Source organism: Paraburkholderia sp. TE9906 (assembly GCF_056279605.1).
In genome coordinates this window covers 1-21,244 of sequence record NZ_JBWCCT010000031.1, presented here as the reverse complement: position 1 = coordinate 21,244, position 21,244 = coordinate 1, and the positions used below count along the sequence as shown (strand labels likewise).

Sequence of the window (21,244 nt, the reverse complement as noted above, 5' to 3'; positions counted from 1 at the left end):
GTTCGACATGGCTAACTGGCTCCGTTGATCTGAACGCGCTCATCATGCTTCGGAAAAGTCAGCATGGCGAAACGGTCGGGCCGAGCCGCTTACCATGGGGATTCATTTCACATTATCGATGTGGCCGGGCGCAGATTCCCAGGCTATGCATGGGGTTGCATGTTCGCGATGTCCGATTGCTCGAACTTCATTGCCTTCAGTTGGATGGAACGGAAATTCGAAAGACTGACCACGGTAATCGACTGAGACGTTCCAGTTACTTCGTTTTGCAGCAATACATCTACCGTCCACGCATCGAGTGGCGATCAATTCTGGACGCAGCGAACGAACAGGAAGCGTATGCATTCGATGGGACGGAGGCTTGGAGGGTCTTTTGACGATTCGGCATTGGTCGCTCCACTGGCTCCTTTGCCGACGAAAGCTGTCAGTGGGCGCGGTGGCATTCAAATGTTCCGGTGACAGGGCGTCGGCGGTTCGAAGCGCTGACGAGGAGTCCGCTTCCACGCGCTCAGTGCAAGCGGGCTAGCAATTCAGTACGGACCATGCGGAATGGCGCGCGGCCCGGTGCGTCGGAAATCATCCGCGAGCGCGCGGGCGGGCGACAAAGGCCGTCGGTACGCTGCGTCAACTCATTGACCCAACTGCCAGCGCAAGACCGGATGCGTCGCCCCGACAGGCATCGCCCACACGCCATTCGGTCCAAAGTCGTAGGTGGGGCCGAAGCTTGCGGGCTGGCTCATCTGCGCGGTAGTCAGACCATTCGTCGCGGGAACCTGCTTTCCAAGTACGACGCCCACCGTGGCCCCCGTTGTTTGCTTATTCCAGAAGACCCCGGCGGCAATCACGCCCTGGTTGGAATCCGCGATTCCCGCGGGCGGTGAGATAAGTGGCACGCTCGTGATTGCGCCAGTCGCAAAGGACTGCTCGATCGTCCCGGTGTTGTTCAATACGAGACCGCCGCCGTTCGACATGCATGCGTTGGCCGACTGTCCACAGTAAGCCGGCGAGAAGAAGACCGGCCCGGTCGCATACGATTGCATGATAAGACCGGCGTTGCTGCCTACCAGTCCGCCTGCGCCCACGTTAGCGGCCGCAGCCACCTGGCCCGTTGCAAACGACTGGATGATCTTCCCGCCGACGGCGTTCGTCCCCACCAGATCCCCGGTCCGATTTTCCCCCAATATAGCGACGCTGGTCGACGAGCGTTCTATCGTTCCAGCGTTCCAGCCCACGAGTCCGCCGATGGACGCGGCGTATGGCACTTCGCTCGCGAAGTTTGTGTGATCATTGACGATCGTTCCGTAGTTAACCGCCGCGAGCACGCCCGCGTAGCCCGGGATGGGGGCAAAGATCGAGCCGTTCACTGTCAGGTTGCGTACGACGCCACTCGTACCCACCTGTCCGAACAGTCCCAACGACAGGTTTTGCCCGTCTGATCCGGGGCCGGCCGGAACCGCCTTCGCAACTGAAAAATCTGAAAACGGAAGGCTTGAGATCCGGTGGCCCATGCCGTCGAACTGCCCGGTGAACGGCGTGTTGGCGTTGCCTATCGGCACAAAGGCCCCGTCAGCATTGACGTCCGTGCCGAGCGCGTAGATGCCCGCGAGATCGCCGGCCACGCTATCCAGGTCGGCACCGGAATTGACGAGCTTGTAGGCGGTGCTCTGCGTGAGCAGTCCGCTGAACGGCAGCGGCGTCCATGCAGGATTGGTCCGTTGCGTGCCGGCGGTGTACGCGCCGTTCATGTCGTAGAAAGCACTGACGGTCCCGGTGCTGTGCGACCAGTCGATCGTGCCTCGATTGGTCACGCTGCCTGCGTCGCCGATGCTGGTCGCGTCGGCGCGCAGGATCAGATTGCCTGCGCCGTCGTTGGCGACGGTCGTGCCATTGGCCACCGAAACGTTGTGGTAAGCGGTTAGCGTGAGAGAGGCGGCGCCGTGCCATGCAAGGCTGGAAGCGACGTCGAGATCGCCCCCGGCGCCGTTGCTGCCGGTGGTCGTGACATCGACGGAAGTGCCTTTATTCAGGCTCCGCCTCAACGCGCGCGCGGCGGCGGCGTCGATCGTGAATGCAGGTGTCGAGGCATTCCATTGGCCGGCGTCAACCATTGCGTGCCTGCCGAATGCAAGTTGTGTTGCTTGCGTATCGACGGTTCCCCCGCTCGCGTCCGCGTTGTGCGCGCTGATTGTGCCGCGTTGCTCGACGCGGCCGCTTTCGGCGACAAGCCACACGTGCCCGTCGCGGCTGGCCGTGCCCGTCGCGCGGATGCGCGTGCCGCTGCCTGCGAGCGCATACACGTTGCCGTCGGCTGCCTGCAAGCTGACCTGCGCGGCAGTTATAAACCCCTTGTTGGCGACGGTGCCCTGACTGCCTGCCTGCACGAACACCTGCCTGCTGCTGGCCGAGTCCTGTAACAGCACCGTCTCGCCCGCCGCCAGTTCCACCGTGCCACTGGGCGCTTTAACCGTGCCCGCGTTGATGACTGCCTGACGCGCGATCAGGAACACATCGCCGCCGCTGGAACTGATTCTGCCGAGGTTGATCACGCTCGCGTCAGACGTGCCCGACAGCGTCAGTGCATCGCCGCCTTGGATGAAGGCGTCGTTGCAGATGTCCAGGGTGGACGCGACGAAACGTCCGCCCGTGCTGACCACGCCCGAGGGCCCCACGAGGATGCCTTGCGGATTGATCAGGTAGAGGCTGCCGGTGGCGGTGAGCTTGCCAAAAATCGATGACGGATCGCCGCCCGTTATACGGTTCAGCGTTGCGCCCGCTCCGTTGCTGAAGGCGACGGTGTTGCCGTTGCCGATCGAGAAGCTGTGCCAATCGATCACGCCGCGGGACGAGGACTGCACGATCGTTAGCGAAGTGGTGCCGATGCTCATCGCGCCCTGGCCCCGGACGAAGGTGCCACCCTGCGGCAGTGGTTCTGCCGCGCGGGCCATTGGCATGCACCACGCGGCGAGCGCGAGCGGCACCCATAGCGCAAGCGGCAGCGGGCGCCGAACACGCTTCCATGCGACAGGCCGGGACCGAGGCGCGATGAGTGCCGCGCCGACATACGCCAGCGTAAAGGACAGCCCATTGCGCGGGGTTTGGGGCGACTGGATCGCCAGTCTGGATGAATGACGCGACATGATCCCTCCCGAAACGTGGTTCGTGGAAAGTCGTTGCCGCGGAACGCAGGTTGTTGCGACCAGGCAAGGCGCGAAAGCCGCCATACCGCACAACACAGCCTAATGGTAGTAGCGCGTTTCGAAAGACAAAGGGGCATTTGCGCATGCACCTGGTCGGGTGCCCTGCTTGTACCTTGCAAAGGGGGGCGCGTCGAGCGGCAGGAATGGCCGATCAACCCTCGAAAGCTGCCGTTAACCTAGTGCGGGATCCAACGGCGGGGTCGGGTCGACAAGAGCCCGTGATGCTTTCCCGCAGCAGCCATTCGCCAGTCCTATATTTGTTGACGGCCACTGAATTAGCGCGGCAGGTCCTTCTCCCCGCGCCATCAAGATAACTCTTCATATCTTGATGGTTTCATTGCTGTGTCAAGCTGGCATCTGGGAACGCGCCTGAAACGAGATCCTCGCTCCGATTTCAGCCAATTGAGTTTTCGGATGCCGATGCGCGTCATGCTGCGCGCGCCGTAGCACACGGCGGCGCCACAGGTCGTTGCAATGAATAGAAGGTCGGTCCGGAGCACGGAACGCTGCATCCCGATTGTCGCGAACGATCCGACCGCAACGCAAGCGATGCCACAGCGGATTGATGCTCGTCCGCTGCGTTCCTTTGCGGCAATTCATCCGTCGGTTGGGTTTGCATAGTACGAGTGCGTCGCATGGCGCCCAAAACCGGCGGTAGCCTATCCTGCAATACCGTGTTCTCAGTGCGCATTTTGTCGCTCCGCGTAAACGTTTTGCGTTGAGGTTTCCGTCGCCGCGTAAACGTCCGTTCAGGCCCTGCACCATCATGTGCGAATGGGTGAGCAAGGGCGTTGCGTAGAGGTCTTCCTTCTGGAGTAAACGGCACGCGTATGCCTGTGCGTTAAAGGATGCGTAACCCGTGCGTGATGCTTTCGCGTTCAGGTGTCAATCGCGTGAGTAACGCGTGCGTGCCGTTGTGTGCATGTCTTGCGAATGGACACGCGTGTAACGTGTTCAGGGTCGGCACCGCTGCGTGCGTATCAGCTCCGCTGACGGTGTCGCAGGCTGTGCGCGTGACTGACGCATTGATGTTCGATTCGCTACGCTTGTGCGCGTCCTGAGTTCCTCTTGTTCGATGTGCATAGGCTGCGTACTGTTGGTCGACGTCCTGCGTAACCGGGGACGATGCCGGTCGAACAGCATGCGTGTCAGGAGTAAACCGGGATGCGTAACGGAAGATGTGTCGCACGCGTACGACAGGCAAAAAAAGTGCGTTGTTCTCACGGATTCTCGTCGCTTCCCAGGTGTTCCCATGCGCGCTTGCCATGCGAAAAAAGGTGGTTGACGCGTGTGCCCGCTATGCGCAGGATGGTGTGAAGGTGGTGCGTAACGGTGTGCGCAGGAGGGTGACTCATGCCTGTCGCGAGGGTCTATACAAAGTCGCAATGGGAGGCGTTCGCCCGCGCGCTCGATGCACTACCTGAAAAGCCCGAGGCTGAACATGGCGTCACGGTGCGCGATGCGATGAAAGACATGCGTGCACGCGTACGCGCGGCGCAGGTGAAGGGCTACACACTGGAGCAGATCGCGGAGCAGGCGAAGCCGCACGGCATCGACATCACGGCGGGAACGATCCGCTATGCGCTGCGCGCAACCGGGAAGGGCAGCGGTGCCGGGAATGGCACGCGCCCGTCGTCGGGCGCGCGTGCGGCAGGGCAGGCGGGCGGCGCAGCGGCGCGTCAGCCCGATGCGCCGCCACGCACGAATCAGGTCCGCAAGGACGGGGGAAAGACCGTAACCAGACAACCCATACCGGTGCAGGGCACGCTCGGATTTGCGATCCGGCCCGACACCGACGATCTGTAGGGAGTCGCCATGAGCACGACAGTCGACACGACAGTTAATCCCATCTATCTCGTCGGCGGCGGCAAGGGCGGTGTCGGCAAGAGCGTGGTTGCGCTTGCGCTCGTGGATCACCTGCAACGCCGGGGCGTGAATACCGTGCTGGTGGAAAACGATACATCGAACCCGGACGTGATGCGCGCGGTGCACGACGAGATCGATTGCGCATCATTCGATCTGGACACGGCGGGCGGCTGGATCGACATGGTGAACTACTGCGACGCGCATCGCGATGCGGTCGTGGTGGTCAGCACGGCGGCACGCAATCAGGACGGCGTCACGCGATACGGCGCGACACTGGGCAGTACGCTTGATGAACTCGGACGGCGGCTCGTCGTGTTCTGGGTCATCAACCGGCAGCGCGACAGTCTTGAACTGCTGCGGCAGTTCAGCGATACGTTCCCCGATGCGACCGTGCATGTCGTGCGCAATGGCCTGTACGGTACGGCTGAACGCTTCGTGCTGTATCACGATTCGAAGCTGCGCAAGACTATCGAGACGAAGGGCAGGTCGCTGGATTTTCCCGAACTGGCCGACCGCGTTGCGGATGACCTGCGCAGCCAGCGGCTGTCGGTACGCAAGGCGGTTGAGACGCTGCCCATCGGGCAGCGCGCGGAACTGCTGCGCTGGCGGGCGTGTTACGACGTGATGTTCGCGCAGGTGACCGGCGATGCGTGAGCGGCATACGCGGCGGGAGCAGCACCCGCGCCCGCCTGATCCGCTCGCGCGGCTGTTCCTTGAAGTGTGCGGCGAGCCGCCGGACGACACGAGCCTGCTGCGCATGCGCCGCGTGTCGGCGGCGCTGAACCTGCGTGACAACGACGCGCTGTGGTCGGTGCTGGCGGCGCTCGAATACTACGTGCGCCTTTACGAGGCGATACCGGAGCGCATCCGGCAGGCGGGCGCGGGCGGCGTCGATGCGGCGCGCGCCGAAGCGCAGGCGGCGACGCAGGCGCTAATGGTGCAGCATCGCGACGCGCTCGCACGCTGCAAGGAAACGATCACACTGGCGGAGAAGATGACTGTCGAGCACGAGGCACGCTACCGGGCGGCGCTTGCTGCGCTGAACGATGAGGCGCTCGCTGCGGTCACGCAGCGGGCGGCGAACCGGATTGCGCGTGCTGCCGGAAACCGGCTCGTGGCGGCGACGGCGGTCGCGGCACGTGAACAGCGGCAACGGCTCGATGCGGCGCTCGTGTCATTCGAGCGGGTCGCCATGCGGCGATTCGTGAGGGCGTGCTACGGACTGGTGGCGGGCGGACTGGTGGTGATGCTGCTGGCGGCTCTCGCGGGAGGGCTGGCAGGGTGGTGGGCAGGGCACCATTGGGTGCGGGCAGATGGTTTGCCGTCCGTCTTGACAGGCTACACCGCGCCGGTATCGCCTTCTGTCAGGCCGCAATGAATCACGAAGCGCGTCAGTCAGGGCTTGCCGTGCGCGAAGCCCTACTGGCGGCTCATCCTGCTGCCAATTTTCCAGTTCATCTGCTTCTGCATGACGGTGGCGACGGCGTCGGACAGGGCCAGTCCACAGGTCGGGCTGTTGTGAATTTCGTCGGTAAGGTGGCGAGCGTGCGGCGAGCGTGACGACTGTCGGGAAAAGCCCGGACGGTCTGCGTTTTGGCACCTGTCGTATTGGAGACCACCCGAATGGCGAGCGGCCGGGGTCGTGTTCAAGCAGCACCGGATCTCGCGCTGGCGACACCGGCCAGGTAAGCTGCTTCAAGCGCTGCCCGGATAGACCGGAGTGCAGTGTCGTAGAAATCGAGCCAGTCGGAGTGGCGGGTTTCGAGGGTTTCCACGCAAAGTATCCTTTTGGCGATTTCGGCAAGCTGCTGTCTTGCGGCGGGGCGGCAGGTCAGAAGTGTTCACGGCGATCTCCCGGCAAGGTTGTGACGACTTCATTCGCGCGCGGTTTCGCAGGTACATCAAGCGGTTTTGCCGGAACTGGCTGGACAGGGCGGGCATCCGCTGAAGCAGGCAGGCGGCAAGCCGTCTGCCTGCACGGGTTATACCTCGGCGGCGTCGCCTTCGATGAACGCGGCGGCGCGGCGGAGCATGCGAGCCGCCGCGTCGTACTGGTCGAAGGCAATCATCGGAGGGGTGTAGCCTTCATCGCGGGCGCGCAGCAATGCCATGTCGTAATGGCACCCATGTTGGTACTGCGTGCCGGTTGCCTCGACGGAAGTGAGGAAAAGATCGGGCGAACCCACGGCGTTGGTCGCGAGCACGACCATGCGGATATTGAACATGACGGACTCTCCGGTTCAGGTGGGATGCGCAGGCGGCAGGGCGTGATGGGGTGGCGCTCCGCCTGCGCTGCCCGTTGCCAGGGCGGGGGTGGGGTTACGCCGCGCGCGGGCCGGACTGCTCGGTGCTCACGGTGCTTATGCTGTCAGCGGTCGGGAAAGGCCACGGTGACTGCTCGCCAGCGGAGGCAGGCGCGGCGCACGCATCGGGCGGGGTGTCATTGGCGTGTTCCGGGCCGTGACCGGCATCCGCTTCCGTATCGGCGTCCTTGCCTTCCGACGTTTCTTCCGCTTCGGCTCCGGTTTCCGCACCGTCGGTCCCGTTCTCATCCTCATCGTCGTCGCGACTCTCCCATGAGGGTGCGGCCGGGATTTCCCGGTCGGTGAAGATTTCGGGCACCCAGGCGACTTTCGCGAGCCGCAGTTCGGCGGCGGCTGCAGCGTCAGCTTTCTTCATCTTTTCGAGGTCGGCTGCAGCCTTCGGCGATAGGGCGGCAGCGACGACTTCGGCAATGCGCGCCTTTGACATGGTCGAAATACGTGGCGCGGGTGGGCGTCCAGTACCCGGTCATGTCGAGGTTCAGCGCACCTGCGAGCGCGTTGATCGCATGCGGCCTTTCTTCGCCCGCGATCCCGTCGAGCAGGGTGCCGGTGCAGAACGCGAGCAGATCGAGCAGCGTCGTGCCGGGGTCCTGCTGGACGAGCCAGGGCAGCAGGTCGGCCCGCTTCGCGGGCAATTCCGCGATCCACCGCGCGCGTTGCGTCTCGATGGCGCTCCATGCGGGGCTGGTGTCCAGGTCGTCGGCGGCGCGCAGCAGTCCGTCGTGATTGTTCGTGCCGGTCAGGGCGAGGAAGTCGCGCGCGGACGTGTGCCCGAAATGCTCAGGCAGCGCCTTCGGGACCAGGTGATGCAGCAGCGCGGCGAGCGCCACGGCGGGCTGTGCGGCGAGTTCCGCACGCATGGCGGCGGTGCGGTGCGCGGTGAGGCGCTGGCAGAGCTTTGCGCTGTGGGCCGGTTTGACCTTCGGGACTGCTGCGCACATCGCATCGTGCGCTTCGGCTTCGGGCGTGCCGGTGACATGCGCACCTGCGGCTTCGAGCGCGTCGGCGTTCTCGCGGCGCACGAGGCCGCGCTCGATGACGAGTTCGCCCTGGGGTCCGACGATGACAAATGCCCCCGCTTCGGCCATCTGCTGTTCGTCCCATACGACCGCGACGCTTTCGAGGGCGACGAGGGCGGCACTGACGTGCTCGATCTCGTCATTCAAGCGGTCCGCTTCCTCGTAGGCGCTTTCGTCGTCCTCCGGCAGCGCCTCCAGCTTTTCGGCGAGTCCGTCCTGCTGCGCGGTGAGCGCGTCCATCTGCCGCTGTTCGTCGTCGGTGTGCGGACGCTGGACCGGACGCAGCCTGCCATAGCGGTTCAGTTCTAGAAAGTCGCGCTCGACGCGTGTTTCAATCCAGCCCCATCCTTCTGCGCGCACTTCCTCTGCGGCGGCATCGAGCTTCTGCGCGACGAGCTTCTGCAACAGTTCCGCGTCGGCAATGTACCCGGCGTTTTCGTCGTCGCTGAACAGATCGCGGCGAACGTAGCCGCCCGCTGCTTCGTAGACGGCAACGCCGACGAAGCGCACGAGCCGGCTGCGGCTCGCGTCGATCTCGGCACGCGTGATGGCCTGCCGCAGATAGTTGGGCTGGCGCTGCCAGTCATTCGCGTCGAACCAGATGTGTTATCAAGCGCAAGAGGTTATGCCGAGTATGGCGGCCGGTCGGCCGGTTGGCCTGAGTGATCGCCCGAAATTTCTCGGCATAACCAAGTGCAGCATGACGCATTTCCTCCCTATGTACCATTGCGAACTTCTCTGAGCATCGCGATGAGTTTGTCAGATGGGGGGCGAAACTTTCCAGGCTTGATGGAGGGCGACATTTGCGCGCTCAGCACTGCAAGCTTCTCCGCCGGATCCACGCGCAAGTAGGCCTCAGTGGTCGAGATGCTGGCGTGTCCGAGCCACAACGCTACCTTCCTGATGTCACCTGTGGCAGCGAGCGTATGCATCGCACAGCTGTGGCGCCAATGTCGTTGGAGACATTGGCGACACACGGCCGCGATGAGCCTGATGCATCACGGCGTTGACCTGACCGTGATCGCACTCTGGCTCGGGCACGAGTCCTCCGAGACTACTCAGATCTATTTGCACGCCGACATGCAACTCAAGGAACGCGCGCTCGCGCACACCACGCTGAGCGGCGTCGCGCCGACACGCTACAAACCTCCAGATCCGTTACTCGCCTTCCTGGAGGCCCTCTGATAATGCCGACAACCCGAGCGACCGGGGACAGAGATCCGCGCAACCGTCGTGTGCGTGGATTCATGACGCGGCATAATCGGGGAGTCGGCATAACATTCTGGAAAGAGACATCAGGCCATTCGCAACAGCGAGACATTCGTGGCTCTTCTCTGACACAGTTGCGGGCGCGAAGGCGAGTGCCATGGTCTACAGCCTCGTGCTGACGTGCCGGGCCTGCAATGTCGAGCCCTATGCGTATCTGCATCATGTGCTGACCGAAATGCCACAACGGGCATCGGACGCTGACATCAGCGACCTGCTGCCGTTTAACTTCGCCAAACGAGTGCAGCTCGCTACAACCCACCCCTGAAGCACCCCGATCTGGGGTCCAGTCCGCGTTCTCCACGAGCTCCGGCATAGGTCGATCATCGGTCGGCAACGTGCGCGTGTTCGCTATCGCAGCGCGGGCGCCAGCGCGTTGCAACCGCGACCTCGGCTAAAATAGCGGGGTGCTCGCTCTCGCATCAACCAGCGGAAATCATCCCATGACCAGGACAAATCTCAGGTCCATCAGCCTTGCTCCCGACCATAACAAGTCTCATCTCTCGAAGGGGCAAAAGGCGTTCAACACGCTGATCAAGCAGATCGAAAAGCGGCGCTCCCGGCTGAGTGCCTGGGAGGCTGCAATGCCTGCCTTCCATCGGAAATATCTAAGCGAGTTCGCTCCCCTTGAGCAAACTTCCATCGACTTGCGCGCCAAGCTCGTGCATCGCCTGGACCAGGCGTACGGTCAGAAGGGGCTGACCAAATCCGAGCGGCGCACGATTGCAGACCTGATCAGCGACCTGGCAGGTGAGCTGGTTGCGCAGAGTGATGATCTGGAGCTTAAAACGATTTACAACCGATATAGCGAATCTGACTTTGACAGTGAAGCCGCCGCCGAGTTGGACGACATGAAATCGGCGCTCGAGGCCATGCTCGGGGTCGAGCTGGGCGACGACGTTGATATGAGTTCTCCCGAGGATGTACTGCAGCGCGCCCATGCGCAAATGGAACAGCGGCAGGCACAAGATGCACTCGAAAACCAGGCTCGGGAAGCGCGCCGCGCCAAACGAAAAAAGACGCCCAGGCAACTCGCAGCAGAGGCACGAGAACAAGTTGAGCAGGCCGAACTGAGCTTATCCATCCGCGAGGTCTATCGCAAACTGGCCAGCGCCTTGCATCCCGACCGCGAAACCGATCCGCAGGAGCGTGATCGGAAGACCGCTCTGATGCAAAGAGCCAACCAGGCATATAGCAAAAACAGCCTGTTGCAATTACTTGAGTTGCAGTTGGAGCTGGAACATATCGACCAAAGCGCCATCAACAACATCGGCGAAGACCGGTTGAAACACTACAACAAGATTCTGAAGGAACAGGTCGGTGAACTCGACCACGAAATCCTGCATGTCGAGAACGGATTCAAGCACAGCTACGGAATTCCGCCCTTCATCGATGTGTCGCCCAGCACCATCATGCGGAATCTAGCCGCCGATATCTTCTCGCTGCAGGAGAGCCTCCATGCCCTTGAACGTGACCTGCTCGTATTCGACGACGTCAAGCAACTTAAGGGCTGGCTAAAGTTCGTGAAACGGTCATTAGCCACGCCGCGTTTCGACGATATGCCGTTCTAGGGGAGCGCCGCTCCTCATGCTTCTTCCGTAGTGTGGAGAAAACACCGCTTACGAACAAATGATGGTATGTGTGCGGCCTGATCGAATCTTTGGGCGACAGTTCGAGTGCGGCCTCCATGATGGCGCGGACGTGATGAGAATCAAGCAGGTGCGGCGTCGGGCGTGGCAGTTGACTGGGTCCGAACGCCCCGACCGGAAGAAGCTCATGACGTGTGTCTTCGACATGGAGAAAGACACACAAGCGTCTGATGGCATTGAAGAAGGTACTTGCCTGGGTTGGTGTGGAGGCAATCCGGCACCAATCGAAGACCCGTTGGGTCAGGATATATTGATCACCGTGCTCCTCAGCGTAGCGGGCGAACTGCAGCAAAATCCGGTACGGCGCATCAAACTTAAGGCCGAAACCACGTTGCATGGCAACGTAACGCTTGACGTCGTCACTCAGCATGATGCGTCTCCTGGCCATGGCTGAGCAACACGCATAAGCATGTCGATATCGGTCTTGGCATAGATCGCCGTCGTGTCGGGCGAGCGGTGACGAAGGATTGCGCCCACCTGCTCCAGGCTGCAGCCAGCTCTCACCATGGAAGTTGCCAGCGAATGGCGAAACACATGCGATCCTGTCGGGACACCTTCGACACCGGCTCGTGTGCGCGCCTTTGCGACGAGGCAAGCGATCGTCGATGGCTTCAAGGACCTGAACGGTGCGTGAACACGTAGGAACATGTGATCGTCACGTGCGGGCGGGCGAGCATGCTCGATATAGGCCAACAGTGCGTCACCTGCATCTTGCGGCAACGGCAAGTGTGACACCCTGCGGTTCTTACCGCCGACGCGCAGACGCCCATTCCTCCAATCAATGTCTGCCAGTCGAAGTTGGCAAACATCTCCAGCTCGCAGCCCGAGTCGCGCCAAAAGGAGCATGATCGCGCGATCCCGCAGGCCCACTGGCGTGTTGAGATCGCAGGATGCGATGATCCGCTCGATGATTGGTGGGCTGAGGAACCGCGGGAGAGCGGCATTACGTGGTCGTCGTGCGCAAGGGACGGCATACACAAGTTCGGGACGGCACGCGTCGTTGGCCACGAGGTACCGGAGATAGGTCCGCAACACTGTCGCAGTCAGCTGCACTGACTTGTGAGATCGACTTGAAGGTTGATGCAGCACGATACTGCGAATCGTGATGGCGTCGTAAGTTCCAGGGTCCGGGGAAAGATCGGACAGCCAACGCGCTGCCTCGGCCAGATAGCGCACAGCGGTCTGCGCAGTGACCCCACACTGGTGGATAAGCCAAGATCGAAAAGCGACAAGACGCGAATCTTCTTCAGTGACACTGCCTTGAGGCAACAGATTGCAGCCACGCAGATATTGAAGGAATGTCACTCCCGCACGGCGTCGTCGAGTCGCGCCTGAATTAGTCAGTGTCCCGTGCTTCCGACAGAGAAAACAACGACAGTTGTGCTTCGCAAAGCGTTCGATATCACAATTGTCTACATCCCGCGCCGGAATTCGCGACAATCGAAGCCAATGGACGAAGTGCTCAGCTCCGGACAAGAGCATGCTTCTGGTTCCACAGCTGTATCCCAAGGCAACGAGATGATTCCCGTAGACTGGGAGCTGGAGGATGATTGGATCAAGGTCATCGGGAATGCGAATCGTACCGCGATCTTCGAGGAAGCTGACGAACCGACGAACATTCGTCATGTACCTAGGTCGCTGAAGCTCTCTTGGGCTATAGCACACGCCACCATGCCCCATGCACTGACATCGATGGCAAGCAAAGCGCTCAACGACGGCGGCATCCACTTGACTGAGTGGAAGGCGATGTCGCTGCAGCCAGTAGAGAAAATGACGAGCAGCGCTGGCGCGGGTTTCGAAGGAAGAAAAGCTGAGTTGAGTCTTGAGATACTCGGCCAGAAGAACAGCGCTATCGGTCGTCACGCGACGCGCGGGCGTCGCATCCGACGAAGCATATGAGCGGACTGTCATGTTGACCCCTTTCGGCTGATGACGAAGGGATTATTGTTATACCGAGCGATTACAGGGGATCACTCATGGCAGCCGGCGGGTGACCCGCCATACTCGGCATAACCTCTTGCTCTTGATAACGCGGCTTGCCGACGTCGGCATAAGATGTGTTCCTGCGTTTCATGGTCGTCTGCGAGGGCGAGCGCGGCAAGCTGATCGAGCGTGATCGCATCCTCGCGCAGCAGCGCGAGCAGCCTGGGCGACACGTCGGCGAGCTTCATGCGGCGCTTGACAGTAAGCGGCGACGCGGAGAACAGCGCGGCGATGTAATCGACGCTGCGCCCTTGCTCGGCCAGCATCCGGTACGCGCGCAGCACGTCGAATGGGTCGAGTCCTTCACGTTCGCTGTTCTCGATCAGCGAAATGGCGAGGGCTTCGCCTTCGCTGACGAGGCGCACCGGCACCGGATAGTCGGTAGCGATGTGCTTCTGTTCGAACAGCAGGTCGAGCGCGGCCTCGCGGCGCTGGCCCGCGCAGACACCATAGCGGCGCTGTTTGCCGCGTCCGCCTTTCATTTCGTGAACTACAAGATTCTGCAAAAGGCCCTTGGCGCGGATGTTGGCGGCGAGACCTGGAATACCCGAAAGGGGTTGGGTGCGGGCGTTGAGTGGCGAGGGCCGCAGGCTGGAATACGGCACGGTGATGACGGGTTGCTCGTTGCCGAAACTGGTTTCGAGCGGCGATGCGCTTTCAGTGGTTTCTGCTACAGCGGTTTCAACTTGGGCTTGCATGACTGACTCCAGAAGGTTGGAAAGAAGGTTCCGGGTCGGCTGCTGCCGGATACGTCAGGACTTGACCCGGAGAGGAGTCCTGATCGACTTGGGAGCGGCGCGGAAACGCCGCCCCTGCGGTGCTTACGCCTTCATCTGGTGCATCGCCTCAGCGAGCATCCACAGCGCGCGGTTGAGCTTCACGTTCTGGTCGATGCCGGTGATGGGACGGGTGGACATGGAGCGTCCGCTGCGCGAGCGTCCATGCAGCCCGCCCTTGGTGAGGTTTTCCTGGACCCTCTGAAACACCGTCCAGAGGTCGTCGCGGCGATCCTCGAAGCGACGCGGGGCGAGCAGTTGGCTGTCGGTGACAGGTGCGGGGGCTTCGGCGTCGGTCGGGTCGTAGCGCAGCGCGAGCGCGGAGCGTGCGAAGGCGTACTGTTCGTCGCGGTCGAGCGTGAGGGCCTTCATGCCTTCCTTCTGCTCGCGGATCAGGTCGAAGCCGTCGAGCACGTCGAACGCGCCGTTGATGACGTTCTGCACGATGTTGCCCTTGTGGGGGACGCGGATATCGCGCATGGTGTCTCCGGCGACCATGCCGTTCTGGCAGACAAACCGGTAGGCCCCAGCCAGCATCTGGTAGCTGCTCGTGCCGTCATGCGAGTTGAGCAGGATGATCTCGTTGGCTTCTTCGCCGGTGATTTCGTCGGCGTGCCGCATGCGGATCATGTGTTTGGTGAATTCGCGGCGGTCGTCGTGGCGCACGCGAGTCTGGCAGACCATGAACGGCTGGAATCCTTCGTTGCGCAGGCCGCACAGCACGTCGATGGTGGGGATGTAGGTGTAGCGCTCCGAGCGGCTTTCGTGCTTGCCGTCCGCGAAGATGGACGGGGCGACGCGGTGGATCTGGTCGTCCGACATGGGTGAGTCGGAGCGGAGCATCGGCGAGCCGTAACGGAAAGAGGAAGCGAGTTGCATGGCACTCTCCACAACAAAAGAGGTTGATCGGTGTTGCGCTGACCGGGCTCCAAGATTCCGCCCCGTTGTAGGGGTTGGGCTCGTCCTGGTGGAACCCGGGGTTGGCTTTACCGCCGCCAGTCTCCTGAGTTCGCGCCCGTGCGACTCAAGGAGCCGGTGGCGGGCAAACGTCAAGGAAAAAAGGTGAGGGAGGGGTGCGGGCAACACGGTCCCTCGCCCCTTGACGTTTGCCCGCCATCGGCTACGGTCGCGGGTGTCGGGCGGGAACACAGGAGACTGGTGGATGCGAAGCGTCGGGTTTGACCGGGATGAGCCGCCGCGCGGCGAGCGCGAATGTGGAGGCCGCGTGAGGCCTTCACCTGACTGGGGGTTAAAGGTCTTGGGTGTCGGGGGTTGAGGTTTTGCGCCAGGGATTGAAGCCCGGGAGGGCCGGGACGCCGCCGGCGGCCCGGTGCGAAGCACGAAAGCCCGCCCGCAGCGCAGCGCGGGGGCGCCCGGTGAGGGTTTCAGCACTGCGATAACACAGCCTGCTGCACCGAACCACTGACACCGGTCGTTGAGGACAACGCCATGACAGGCGGTGGCGACATTCGGCTGGACACGCCCCTTTGCGACGAGATCTTCAAGGTATGTACGACAGATAGCCTATGCCCGCGCCGGTACGTGCCGACAGAGCTGGCATCGCCCGCGTCGTTGCTAGAATGCCGGACTGGAAAACAGATCGTTACTACCGATGCCTTTGCCAGCCGATGTTGAACTGCTCGCGGGTTTGAGCATGCATTCCCAGGGTGCTACACCGAAACCGCATGGCCCGGCGCCCAGCCGTTCACGGACCAGCGCGTTCGCCGGATCGCGTATCAGGTTCCGGGACCACGAACTCATGGTGGTCGAGATTGGACCCTTCGCGCATGCGCGGGGCGCCACCGTGACATTTCGCGCGCGATCGGTGGGCGCGCAGGCCGTACGGGTGGGCGCAATCATCAAGACGCGCTGGGGCGTTTGCGAAGTAGTGGCCTGAACAGTGAGCAGGCGGGAGATCCCACGCCGATTGCTCACGCGTGGCTAAAGCGTGCACACGAATGCGACCTGAAGCGACCGACCGGGTTCGCGTGCTGACGCAGATTCTTGCGGCGTTCTGGCAGATCGTGATGACGTCTTTAGCGTTCGAGGTTCAGCAGATCGGGAGGCAGGCGCATCGCCCGCACGGGGGAACTCTGGGGAGGGCTGTGCGAAGCGCAGCCCGCGTGCGACATGGATTCTCCTGACCAACGCGCTGGCAGGCAGCCGGACGGGATCGGCGGTGTCGACCATGCTCATGCCGGAAGTGCCAGTGTTCTGCCCCAGTGTTGCCCGGTGGTTGCACGGGAGGTTCACGCCGGGCACGACACCCTGTGAATTCCACCGCTCCGCGACGAAGCAGCATCGGGAGCTTCCCGCTATGCGTCGATCAGCGTGTCCGCGATAGTCGTCCGAATGTGGATTGCGGCCCGTGCTGCCACGTCCGCATCCGCACTGTCCTCGACCAGCCCACGGGCAGACACTGAAATATGCTCTTTCCCAGACTGCCTTCCCGGTCTGGCCAGCATGGTTCCCCGGCAGTCCGGCGCGCCGCAATGGCAGGCGTACCGCTCCCGAAGCTGACGGGTGTGCCGTCCTTCCACGAAGAGCGCGTAGTCGATGCACAACTCTTCGCCGGCGAGCACCGGGTTCACGGTGCGAATGAAGATCCGGCCATCGCGGTCCTCGGCTTCGCAGTTGGGGCGACATGCATGGTTGATCCATCTGGCACTGTTACCGCCGATTGCCCCGTCAATGACGGTACCGTTCCCGACGTCGAAGTAGAAGGTGTGATCCGGCTGTGCCGGTTCGCGCGGGTGACGAAGCACGACCTCGTCCCATGAGATCCGTTCGCCCAGGTACTCACAGATGAGTTCGCCGGCCACAAGTGCGCGCGTGGCGAACACCCCTCTGCCGTGAACGGCTGACCGCCGCACAATAATCCGGCTGCGATGACGCAGGACACTGGCAGGTTTCAACGGGAAGGCATCAAGGACGTTCATCAGAGGCATCGTCGATACGGTTGCGAGGGCGGAGGTAATCGACCCGGGGAAGAAACATGGATTGCACGACCGAAATTTCCGTTGCAACCGGTGCAGCGCGTTACCTGCATCAACGCTGACGATGGCAGGGAAACAGTCGTGCGGCGTGGACCAGGCTGCAGTTGCTTCAGGCCGGGAAGCGCTACAGTATCTTCAGGTCACGGATCCTGCCGATCTGGGGTGATCGTTTCAGGATCAGGTCTGCGATGAATTCGGGGAGCAGCGCGCGCGGAATGTTCGCGGGAATGTCGTCGACTAGCTGCGAGGCGATACGCGCGATAAAGTCATTGGGGGCGCTTGCCAGACTGTGCTCACAACTGACTCGGTACTCCATGATCAGCCGTGCTCCGACGGATATTTTCTGCGACCGATTCTATCAGCAGTTGGCGTGACGATTGGTGATCGAGCAGCCGGCTCCCGGCGAATGCAGAGAGGCGGAGGCTCCTGAACGGTCGGCGAACGTCCCGGGTCGGAAGTCTGCCTGTGCAACGTGTTGCCCGGGCGCATCGCTACGGAGACACTGCACGATGCCGACGTACACGTAGAGGGCGCCCGAAGAGCCATGCGCGATCAGTGTCCTGGCCTCACGGTCAGTGCTCGCGCTGCTCCCTTGTGCGGCACCAACACCGGGGCCAATGGCCCGTTCGCAAAGATCTGTTGCCTGAAGAAGCGCGGGCGGATCGCCTGTCCATGTACCCGCACCACGCTGACCGGTCCCGCGAAGCAGGATGCCCATCGGTCTGGCACGGTGCGGGATATACCAGCGAAGTCGTTGTGCAAAGGGCGGCGCCGTGCGAGTACATCCTGTATGTCAGGCTATGGCCCGACGTGTGCGTCGGGGATCCCGCGATTCAGGTGTCGTGATCTTCGTCTGGCGCAATCGGCGACAGCGCGTCGTTGGCAAGAAAAATGTTTAACTGTTCATCGGCCTGTGCAATCCGATGCGAGGGGAGTGTCGAGAGCTGTTCGTCGTGCAACGACAGAACGTGTTCAAGGGCTTGCCCGTCAGCTTCAGACAGCGACCATTCATCCGCAGTCTTGATGCGGGCGGCGATAGCGTGCAGCGCAGCCTCGGAGGTCCGGAAAGGCTCAAGGGAGCGATGGCCAGTCAACGTTTCGTGAACGAAATAGGCGAGGTACACGGCCCTGAACAGCCGACCGATCAGTTCGATATTGCAGTTTCGGGCGAGCAACGCGGCAAGCGCCAGATGGTGCTCGAGTGAACGGTGACGAGAGATCGTCGCCGGCAGGGGCAGTAACATGTCCCGCGTCATCGGCCGTCTGCCGCCAGATTGTCTCGACTTGCGCGGCTTTGGAGCCGGTGCCATAGAATAGTTTTCAATCCATTGGCGAATTCTACGGCACGCGCAAGATCCGGAAGGCTCGGCTGCAAAAAGGAGCGTGGCAGGGTGTGCCGGTTATGCCTTGCAACGTGTCTCGAGCGGCTTTCCGCAGCGAAGGACACTGGCGGTCCGGGTCTGATGTCGGATTGCGCCCAAAGCAATCCGCGATTCCGAATGCGCCTCACGATGGCACTTTTGACAGGTAGGCAATGATCATTGGCTTGCTCGTGAAAGAAGCATTGCGTAGCGCTCGTCAGCCCGCGTTGCTCGCTGCAAGAAACTCCAGTCGCGTCACCTCGTAGCGCCGTAACCTATGAGAGAAAGGCCGCCAGAAATTTATTCATTGAGGCGACAACTAGCTTGAGAATTTCCGCGGGGCGCATTGCGGCGCCCGCCCCCAAGAACCACGCGATCAGTGTGTCGCGCAACCACGACGAAGCCGTCAGCGCCATCTGGATGTCGGTCCTCAGAGCTGCCGGGTTATGTCGTGCGCGCCTCGCATCCCAAATTGCAAAAAGCAGGCCTCGCCATACTGACTGCGCGGGACTGCGACCTAAATCGCCGCCAGCCATCCATTACCGGCCAGAAGCCCTTGCCCAGAAAGGCCGTGTAGCATACGCCGCACGCACTCAGAAAACGGGCCAGAAACAGCATCTAAAGTTTTGGTGAGTCTTTTCTGAGATGTGGCTGCGGAAATCTGGACATTCGGTTAAGGTGGAATCCTTGGATTCCCGAGGGTCCGATCGCCCGACCTACACTTGGCCTGTCATGCGCCGAGGCGGATCGACATTGAGAACAGGAGACGCCCTCGCGTTCGGGAAGACATCGATGATTGCCTCCGTATTCGTTTTTGAGTATATTGAATACATGTACATCTTTGGAGTGGACCGTGTCCCGTCCCACCCCTACGACCATGACGGTTCGCCTTAGCGGCCCCCTGAGCGACTTCGTTGCCGCAAATGTCGGGGAACATGGTGCTTATGAAAATGTTAGCGAGTATGTTCGAGACTTGATTCGCCGCGACAAGGAACGCCAGGAGGCGGAAGCATTTGAGCGACTCAAGGCTGAACTGGCGGGGGCCTACTCGGCCCCCGAATCGTCGTACAAACCACTGACGGCGACTGACGTGATCGCGCGCAACCGGGCGCGATAGGCCATGCCCAAGGCCCAGGTCCGCATCCAGGATGCTGCGTCTTTCCGGATAGATGAAATCTATCGCTATACGCGCGATCGCTGGGGCACACAGCAGGCCGACCGTTACATTTCGGGTTTATTCGGGGCCTTTGATGGCATCGCCAGTCACCAAACGCCCTCGCGTCCCGTACCAGCCGAACTCGGTGTCCAGGGATATTTCTTTCGCTACGAACGCCATTTTGTCTACTGGCGCCTCCTTTCCAATGGCGATATTGGTATCGTCACAATCCTGCACGAGCGTATGCATCAGATCGACCGCTTCCACGAAGACTTCGACCAGTAACCCGATCAGCTATCCTCAAGGCAACGGCCGATGCAACTGGTCTTCACCCCATAGGAAAACCGGCCATTACGGATGTCGTTTCCGAATCGATGGGCCGTCAACCGTGCTAGGCCGCACTATCTGTCCCGACAGCCGCGCGGCTCCAGGCCGGCCCGCACATGGCAACCGTTGACCTTCGAAAACGACATAGAAGGTCTTAGAGCATGTTTCAAAAAGAGTCGTCCGAGCGCTGAAGCGTTCGCCAGCAGATCAGGCAACAGGTGAGTTTGAGGAGCCCTTCACGGATGTCGGCACGACGCTCAAATCGCGTGCGAAGACGGCGGAATCCGTGCAGCCACGCATTGGTGCGCTCGACGACCCAACGTACTTTGCCAAGAGCGCTGCCGTGAGGTTCGCCGCGCCGGGCAATCGATGCAGGAATCCCGGCAGCGTGCAACGGCCGGCGATACCTGTCGTGATCGTAAGCACGATCCGCATAGATTCGGCCTGGCTTGCGCAGTGGCCGACCACGCATACCGCGAACCGGTGGGATGGCGTCGACCAGTGGAAGGAGTTGCGTGATGTCGTTGCGGTTCGCGCCCGTCAGGATGATCGCGAGCGGCGTGCCGTTGGCGTCGGTGGCGACGTGATGTTTGGAACCGGGTCGCGCACGATCGGTGGGGTTCGGTCCAGTTTTTCGCCCGCCCCAACCGCTCGAACAGAAGTGGAATCGATGACGACGCGAGAGAAGTCGATCCGATCGGCAGCGCGCAACTTCGCGAGCAGGATCTCGTGCAGTCGGTCCCAAACGCCAGCCTGTTGCCAGTCGCGCAGGCGACGCCAGCAACTGATGCCCGATCCGCAGCCCATCTCGGAGGGTAGTTCGCTCCAGCGAATACCGCTCTTGAGCACGAACAGTATTCCGGTCAGCGCAGCCCGATTGCTACAGGCTTGCGCCCCGGATACCGGAAGCGCCTCGGCCTTGCTGGGGGCAAGAGTGGTTCGATCAATGCCCACAATTGGTCGTCGATGATTGGCTTGGCCATCTCCTCGTTCCGCTTGTCACAACGGTCGCGGTTAACAGCTTTGCGTTTGAGTTAACAGGGGGTTAAAGCTCTTTTTGAAATATGCTCTTAGAGCAGGCCTGATCGAATGAGGCTAGCCACACCGCTACCAGCAAAAATTTCGGCTCGATGATACAAGCGTCACCGAAGTTCAGAGGTCAAAAAGAGACATTGTGCAAGATGACAGACATCGCTGGGGCGCTGCCAATTCCACACATGTCCCGCAGAGACGGGAGGTGTCAGGAATTTTGTGTGCTGAGGTCGGTTAAAAAATCTCAGCTCATCGCGGCGGTGAATCGCTCGCCGAACAGAATGGCGAACTG

Annotated in this window: 19 protein-coding genes and 4 pseudogenes; 10 read left to right on the top strand and 13 right to left on the bottom strand. The window is 61.6% G+C overall.

Annotated features, from left to right (window positions below):
- Positions 1–377 (top strand): hypothetical protein (locus ACZ9H4_RS36695; protein WP_476123129.1); only part of this gene is annotated, 377 nt, incomplete at its 5' end.
- Positions 378–629: 252 nt separating this feature from the next.
- On the opposite strand, the gene ACZ9H4_RS36690 is transcribed toward ACZ9H4_RS36695, so the two are convergent.
- Positions 630–2,951, bottom strand: coding sequence for a two-partner secretion domain-containing protein (locus ACZ9H4_RS36690; RefSeq protein WP_459252593.1), 2,322 nt, complete (start codon positions 2,949–2,951; stop codon positions 630–632).
- A gap of 1,599 nt (positions 2,952–4,550) precedes the next feature.
- Here ACZ9H4_RS36690 and ACZ9H4_RS36685 point away from each other — a divergent pair.
- The 3 genes from ACZ9H4_RS36685 to ACZ9H4_RS36675 are packed head-to-tail and all read left to right on the top strand — an operon-like array spanning position 4,551 to position 6,441.
- The gene (locus ACZ9H4_RS36685) at positions 4,551–5,003 is read left to right on the top strand and encodes a hypothetical protein (protein WP_408152138.1); all 453 of its coding nucleotides are present in this window, start codon (positions 4,551–4,553) and stop codon (positions 5,001–5,003) included.
- Between the two features lie 9 nt (positions 5,004–5,012).
- Complete coding sequence (locus tag ACZ9H4_RS36680) at positions 5,013–5,717, top strand: nucleotide-binding protein (RefSeq protein ID WP_408150757.1); 705 nt, start codon at positions 5,013–5,015, stop codon at positions 5,715–5,717.
- Positions 5,710–6,441 (top strand): hypothetical protein, encoded by a 732-nt coding sequence (locus tag ACZ9H4_RS36675; RefSeq protein ID WP_408150759.1) that lies wholly within the window; start codon positions 5,710–5,712, stop codon positions 6,439–6,441. The genes ACZ9H4_RS36680 and ACZ9H4_RS36675 overlap by 8 nt, the downstream gene beginning before the upstream one ends.
- A 268-nt stretch (positions 6,442–6,709) precedes the next feature.
- Here ACZ9H4_RS36675 and ACZ9H4_RS36670 read toward each other — a convergent pair whose 3' ends face one another.
- The 4 genes and pseudogenes from ACZ9H4_RS36670 to ACZ9H4_RS36655 form a co-directional block, all read right to left on the bottom strand.
- On the bottom strand, positions 6,710–6,898 hold the full coding sequence (locus ACZ9H4_RS36670; RefSeq protein ID WP_408150767.1) for a DUF6900 domain-containing protein: 189 nt from the start codon (positions 6,896–6,898) through the stop codon (positions 6,710–6,712).
- A 147-nt stretch (positions 6,899–7,045) separates the two neighbouring features.
- The gene (locus tag ACZ9H4_RS36665; protein WP_408150761.1) at positions 7,046–7,288 is read right to left on the bottom strand and encodes a hypothetical protein; all 243 of its coding nucleotides are present in this window, start codon (positions 7,286–7,288) and stop codon (positions 7,046–7,048) included.
- A gap of 94 nt (positions 7,289–7,382) precedes the next feature.
- Positions 7,383–9,012 (bottom strand): annotated as a pseudogene (locus tag ACZ9H4_RS36660) (chromosome partitioning protein ParB); the annotation flags it as partial.
- A gap of 110 nt (positions 9,013–9,122) precedes the next feature.
- A complete protein-coding gene (locus tag ACZ9H4_RS36655; RefSeq protein ID WP_476123126.1) occupies positions 9,123–9,383 on the bottom strand; it encodes a tyrosine-type recombinase/integrase in 261 nt (86 codons plus the stop codon).
- On the opposite strand from ACZ9H4_RS36655, the gene ACZ9H4_RS36650 reads away from it, so the two are divergent.
- The 3 genes and pseudogenes from ACZ9H4_RS36650 to ACZ9H4_RS36640 all read left to right on the top strand — a co-directional run bounded on the left by ACZ9H4_RS36650 (position 9,274) and on the right by ACZ9H4_RS36640 (position 11,243).
- A complete protein-coding gene (locus ACZ9H4_RS36650) occupies positions 9,274–9,591 on the top strand; it encodes a tyrosine-type recombinase/integrase (protein ID WP_476123124.1) in 318 nt (105 codons plus the stop codon). The genes ACZ9H4_RS36655 and ACZ9H4_RS36650 overlap by 110 nt on opposite strands.
- 88 nt (positions 9,592–9,679) lie before the next feature.
- Positions 9,680–9,940: pseudogene (locus ACZ9H4_RS36645) on the top strand (transposase domain-containing protein); the annotation flags it as partial.
- A 175-nt stretch (positions 9,941–10,115) separates the two neighbouring features.
- Positions 10,116–11,243 carry a molecular chaperone DnaJ gene (locus tag ACZ9H4_RS36640; protein WP_408150901.1) on the top strand — a complete coding sequence of 376 codons (1,128 nt, stop codon included), beginning with the start codon at positions 10,116–10,118 and terminating at the stop codon, positions 11,241–11,243.
- On the opposite strand, the gene ACZ9H4_RS36635 is transcribed toward ACZ9H4_RS36640, so the two are convergent.
- Together ACZ9H4_RS36635 and ACZ9H4_RS36630 are read right to left on the bottom strand one after the other, a co-directional pair.
- Positions 11,176–11,691: a hypothetical protein gene (locus ACZ9H4_RS36635; protein WP_476123122.1), complete on the bottom strand. Its 516-nt coding sequence runs from the start codon at positions 11,689–11,691 to the stop codon at positions 11,176–11,178. The two genes, ACZ9H4_RS36640 and ACZ9H4_RS36635, sit on opposite strands and share 68 nt — an antisense overlap.
- Positions 11,685–12,626 (bottom strand): tyrosine-type recombinase/integrase, encoded by a 942-nt coding sequence (locus ACZ9H4_RS36630; protein ID WP_408140940.1) that lies wholly within the window; start codon positions 12,624–12,626, stop codon positions 11,685–11,687. Before ACZ9H4_RS36630 ends, ACZ9H4_RS36635 begins: the two co-directional genes overlap by 7 nt.
- Positions 12,627–12,770: 144 nt before the next feature.
- On the opposite strand from ACZ9H4_RS36630, the gene ACZ9H4_RS36625 reads away from it, so the two are divergent.
- Complete coding sequence (locus ACZ9H4_RS36625) at positions 12,771–13,220, top strand: hypothetical protein (protein ID WP_408140942.1); 450 nt, start codon at positions 12,771–12,773, stop codon at positions 13,218–13,220.
- A 155-nt stretch (positions 13,221–13,375) separates the two neighbouring features.
- Here ACZ9H4_RS36625 and ACZ9H4_RS36620 read toward each other — a convergent pair.
- From ACZ9H4_RS36620 to ACZ9H4_RS36600, 5 genes and pseudogenes are all read right to left on the bottom strand, one after another.
- A pseudogene (locus tag ACZ9H4_RS36620) lies at positions 13,376–14,002 on the bottom strand (ParB/RepB/Spo0J family partition protein); the annotation flags it as partial.
- Positions 14,003–14,125: 123 nt separating this feature from the next.
- Positions 14,126–14,959 carry a DUF932 domain-containing protein gene (locus ACZ9H4_RS36615; RefSeq protein WP_408140944.1) on the bottom strand — a complete coding sequence of 278 codons (834 nt, stop codon included), beginning with the start codon at positions 14,957–14,959 and terminating at the stop codon, positions 14,126–14,128.
- 1,436 nt (positions 14,960–16,395) lie between these two features.
- Positions 16,396–17,019 (bottom strand): SET domain-containing protein, encoded by a 624-nt coding sequence (locus ACZ9H4_RS36610; protein WP_476123119.1) that lies wholly within the window; start codon positions 17,017–17,019, stop codon positions 16,396–16,398.
- A gap of 181 nt (positions 17,020–17,200) precedes the next feature.
- Complete coding sequence (locus ACZ9H4_RS36605; RefSeq protein WP_476123117.1) at positions 17,201–17,392, bottom strand: hypothetical protein; 192 nt, start codon at positions 17,390–17,392, stop codon at positions 17,201–17,203.
- A 517-nt stretch (positions 17,393–17,909) separates the two neighbouring features.
- Positions 17,910–18,320 carry a hypothetical protein gene (locus ACZ9H4_RS36600; protein ID WP_408140949.1) on the bottom strand — a complete coding sequence of 137 codons (411 nt, stop codon included), beginning with the start codon at positions 18,318–18,320 and terminating at the stop codon, positions 17,910–17,912.
- Positions 18,321–19,290: 970 nt separating this feature from the next.
- Here ACZ9H4_RS36600 and ACZ9H4_RS36595 point away from each other — a divergent pair.
- On the top strand, positions 19,291–19,554 hold the full coding sequence (locus ACZ9H4_RS36595; RefSeq protein ID WP_408140951.1) for a ribbon-helix-helix domain-containing protein: 264 nt from the start codon (positions 19,291–19,293) through the stop codon (positions 19,552–19,554).
- A gap of 3 nt (positions 19,555–19,557) precedes the next feature.
- Positions 19,558–19,878, top strand: coding sequence for a type II toxin-antitoxin system RelE/ParE family toxin (locus tag ACZ9H4_RS36590; protein WP_408140953.1), 321 nt, complete (start codon positions 19,558–19,560; stop codon positions 19,876–19,878).
- 208 nt (positions 19,879–20,086) lie between these two features.
- Here ACZ9H4_RS36590 and ACZ9H4_RS36585 read toward each other — a convergent pair.
- Positions 20,087–20,903 (bottom strand): annotated as a pseudogene (locus ACZ9H4_RS36585) (IS5 family transposase).
- Positions 20,904–21,244: the final 341 nt, after the last annotated feature.